Raw genomic sequence first — 3,649 nt, forward strand, 5'->3', positions numbered from 1 at the left:
GAAGAACGGGACCTCAAGGGCCTCTAACCAACACCTCGGTCCAATGTGGGAGGGGGCTTGCCCCCGATAGCAGTGTGTCAGTCAATACATCAGTGACTGAACCACTATATCGGCAGCCCTCCACATTGAATTGGGTTCCTTCAGTTGCTGAGCACCATTCTCTCTTCGCCGACTTCCTCGGCATACCGCGCCACCACCTTCTGACACAATCCCACAATCTCCTCCACCAGCTCTACGCCCACGCGCCACGACACCACCACCTGCAAGTTCGGCAAACGCTGCGCCATCGGCAACATCAGCAATTCCCCGCGCGCCAGTTCTTCACTGACCAGCACTGGCGGCAATGCGCCAATCCCAAACCCGTCGCGCAGCAAGCGCGTGATCGCCGACACTGAATTCACGCAGTTCATGCGTGGCGCGGCTACGCCGTTGGCCTGCATCAGGCTCAGCACATCCTGGTGCGGGTGGGAGTTTTTCGAGTAGGTGATGATGCGTTCCTGGGCCAGTTCGGCGAGGGAGGCATAGTCGCGGTTATAGATCGACTGGCTGGCGACGATCCAGGCCATGGGGTGGCTGCACAACTCCAGGCTGCGCACGGTTTCCAGGCGCAGCAGATCGGTTTGCAGAATCAGATCGAGGAAGCCTTTTTGCAGCTGATCGCTGAGGTTGAGCGCGGTATCGGCGACCAATTCGATTTCCACCAGGGGAAACTGGTCCATCAATTCGGCGACCAGCGGGCTGAGCCACGTGTGGATCACCGTGTCCATCGCGCCGATGCGAATGCGTCCGACCTTGCTGCTGGTGGTCTCCAGGGACTGTTTCAACCCCTTCATGGTCACCATCATCTGCTCGGCGTAATCGAGCACCTTCACCCCGTCCGGGGTCAGGCTCACGCCGCGTGAATCACGCAGAAACAGCTTCACCCCCAGTTCGCTTTCCAGCACGGCAATGCGGCTGGAAATCGACGCCTGGGTGGTGAACAGCTTATCGGCGGTCAGGCGAAAGCTCTTGAGCCTGGCTACCCAGACGAACGTTTCGAGAAACTTCAAATTCATGGGATCAACTTTTCTTATGCATGGATCGGTTTTTATTAGTTGGACGCGTCGCGGGCAAGCGCCAAAAATCGAGCCATTCCACGATAAGCGTGGTTGGGTGTCAGGACAACAGCGTTGCGGGATTTTGGTAAAAGATCCCACACTACAAAAAAACAAAGCCTACAGGAGCGACCAGCGTGAGCCGCCTTTTACTCAATTGCGACATCGGCGAAAGCTTTGGCAACTGGACCATGGGTCTGGATGCCGAGGTCATGCCGTTCATTGATTGTGCCAATGTGGCGTGCGGCTTCCATGCCGGCGACCCGAGCATCATGCGCAAGACCGTCAGCCTGGCGCTCAAGCATGGCGTGCAAGTCGGTGCACACCCGGCCTATCAAGACCTGCAAGGCTTTGGCCGTCGCTCCATGCAGTACACGTCCCAGGAAATCCAGGACCTGTTGCACTATCAGATCGGCGCGCTCGACGGCATCTGCCGGGCGCAGGGGGCGCGGGTCAGTTACGTCAAGCCTCACGGCGCGATGTACAACGACATGATGGCCAACCCCGCGCAGTTGCGTGCGGTGATCCAGGCCATAGCCGCCTATGGCGAGTTGCCGCTGATGCTGCTGGCCACCTGCGACAACAGCGCGGCCCAGGCCCTGGGCGACGAATACGGCGTAACCCTGTGGTTCGAAGCCTTTGCTGATCGTGCCTACGACAACCACGGTCACCTGGTGTCTCGTCAATTACCGGGCGCGGTGCACCATGACGTCGAGACCATCGTGCAACAGGCCCTGACCATTTCCCGTAGCCAACCGCTGACCGCCAGCGACGGCAGCCCTCTGGTCCTGCAGGCCGATACCCTGTGTGTACACGGCGACAACGCCAGTTCGGTCGCGGCGGTGCAGCGTATCCGCGAGGCGTTGAAGCCAGCATGAAGCCACGCATTGAAGTGGTCGCCATCGACTGTCTGATGGTGCGTCTGTTTGACGTGATCGCCGAAGCCAACATGCCGTGGATGCTCGCCGCCACCCAGCGTCTGCGCAATGAGTTCGGTGCGGCGTTGGTGGATCTGGTGCCGTCCTACACCACCTTGATGGTGCATTACGACCTCGCCGCGTTGAACCCGGCTCAGGCACGCGAACTGATCGACCAGGCGCTCACCGACCTGCAACCCCTGGCCCAGGGCAGCGGCCAGTGCCACGTGTTGCCGGTCTGGTACGACCTGAGCGTCGGCCCCGAGTTGACGTTGCTCAGCCAGCGCAGCGGCCTCACGGTAGACGACGTAATCCGCCGCCACAGCGCCCATGAATACCAAGTGTTCGCCCTTGGTTTCGCCCCTGGTTTTGCCTTTATGGGGCTGGTGGACGAACGCCTTGCCACTCCACGCCTGAACACCCCGCGCAAGCGCGTGGCGGCCGGCAGTGTTGGCATTGCCGAACGGCAAACCGCAGCTTACCCAGTGGTTTCCCCCGGCGGCTGGAACCTGATCGGCCGCACCCCGGCCAAGCTGTTTGACCGCGAGCGTGACGGTTACAGCCTGATGCAACCCGGTGACACGGTCCGTTTTGAATCGGTTGATCACGCCGAGTTTATCAACTTGGGTGGCGACGACACGCCGTTGGAGACGCAGGCATGAGCCGCTTGATCATCGAGGCCAGCACGCCGCTGTGCCTGTTGCAGGACGCCGGTCGCTTTGGCGTGCGCCACTTGGGCGTGACCCAGGGCGGCGCGCTGGATTGGGTATCGATGTCCTGGGCCAACTGGCTGCTGGGTAATGCGCTGGATGCGCCAGTGGTGGAAATCACCCTGGGCGGGTTTACCGTGCAGGCTGAGGATTATTGCCTGCTGGCCTTGGCCGGTGCGGACCTGGGCGCGTACGTCGACGAGCGCGCCATCAGCCCCGGACGCAGTTTTATCCTGCAAAAAGGCCAACGCCTGCGCTTTACCCAGCCGTTCAGCGGTGCGCGGGCTTACCTGGCGGCGCCGGGTGGGTTTGAGGCGCCGCAGGTGCTGGGCAGTTGCGCCACTGTCGTGCGTGAGGCCCTGGGCGGGGTGGACGGTTTCGGCAAGGCGTTGGCCGAAGGCGGGCGCCTGGCGTATTCAGGCACGGGCGGGGCGATGAAGGTTCTGAACGAGCCCGCCTTGCCCGTTAAAGCGCCGCTGGAGGTGATTGTCGGCGCGCAAATTGGCCAGTTCAGCGGCCAGAGCCTGTTCGATGTGTTCAACACCGACTGGGCCCTGGACAGCCGCGCCGACCGCATGGGCATGCGCTTACTGGGCGCGCCGTTGCAGTATCAGGGGCCGTCGCTGATTTCCGAAGGGATTCCTCTGGGCGCCATCCAGGTACCGCCGGATGGGCAGCCGATCGTGTTGCTCAATGATCGGCAGACCATTGGCGGATATCCGCGATTGGGCGCGCTGACGCCTCTATCGTTGGCGCGACTGGCGCAGTGTTTGCCGGGGGAGAAGGTGAGGTTGGTGCCGGTGGTGCAGGAGACGGCGCATCGGCGGCACATCGAATATTTGCGCCGATTTAAATAGCGCCGCAAATTAAAATGTGGGAGGGGGCGAGCCCTAATGCTAGTCAGTTAAGACTTTGAAAGGGGTAAAAA

General features: G+C 61.3%; 4 protein-coding genes. 3 read left to right on the forward strand and 1 reads right to left on the reverse strand.

What is annotated here, in order from left to right:
* Positions 1 to 140 precede the first annotated feature (140 nt).
* Entirely contained in the window at positions 141 to 1,055 is a 915-nt protein-coding gene (locus JWR98_RS28025) for a LysR family transcriptional regulator (protein WP_078732019.1), read from the reverse strand.
* 176 nt (positions 1,056 to 1,231) lie between these two features.
* Here JWR98_RS28025 and JWR98_RS28030 point away from each other — a divergent pair, with 176 nt between their 5' ends.
* From JWR98_RS28030 to JWR98_RS28040, 3 genes are read left to right on the forward strand one after another with little or no spacing between them, the layout of a single operon-like run.
* Entirely contained in the window at positions 1,232 to 1,972 is a 741-nt protein-coding gene (locus tag JWR98_RS28030) for a 5-oxoprolinase subunit PxpA (RefSeq protein ID WP_078732020.1), read from the forward strand.
* Positions 1,969 to 2,673, forward strand: coding sequence for a 5-oxoprolinase subunit PxpB (pxpB, locus tag JWR98_RS28035; protein ID WP_205491787.1), 705 nt, complete (start codon positions 1,969 to 1,971; stop codon positions 2,671 to 2,673). The genes JWR98_RS28030 and pxpB overlap by 4 nt, the downstream gene beginning before the upstream one ends.
* Positions 2,670 to 3,578: a 5-oxoprolinase subunit C family protein gene (locus tag JWR98_RS28040; RefSeq protein WP_078732022.1), complete on the forward strand. Its 909-nt coding sequence runs from the start codon at positions 2,670 to 2,672 to the stop codon at positions 3,576 to 3,578. The genes pxpB and JWR98_RS28040 overlap by 4 nt, the downstream gene beginning before the upstream one ends.
* The last annotated feature ends 71 nt before the right edge of the window (positions 3,579 to 3,649 follow it).

The organism is Pseudomonas lactucae (assembly GCF_016937615.1).
GTDB lineage: Bacteria > Pseudomonadota > Gammaproteobacteria > Pseudomonadales > Pseudomonadaceae > Aquipseudomonas > Aquipseudomonas lactucae.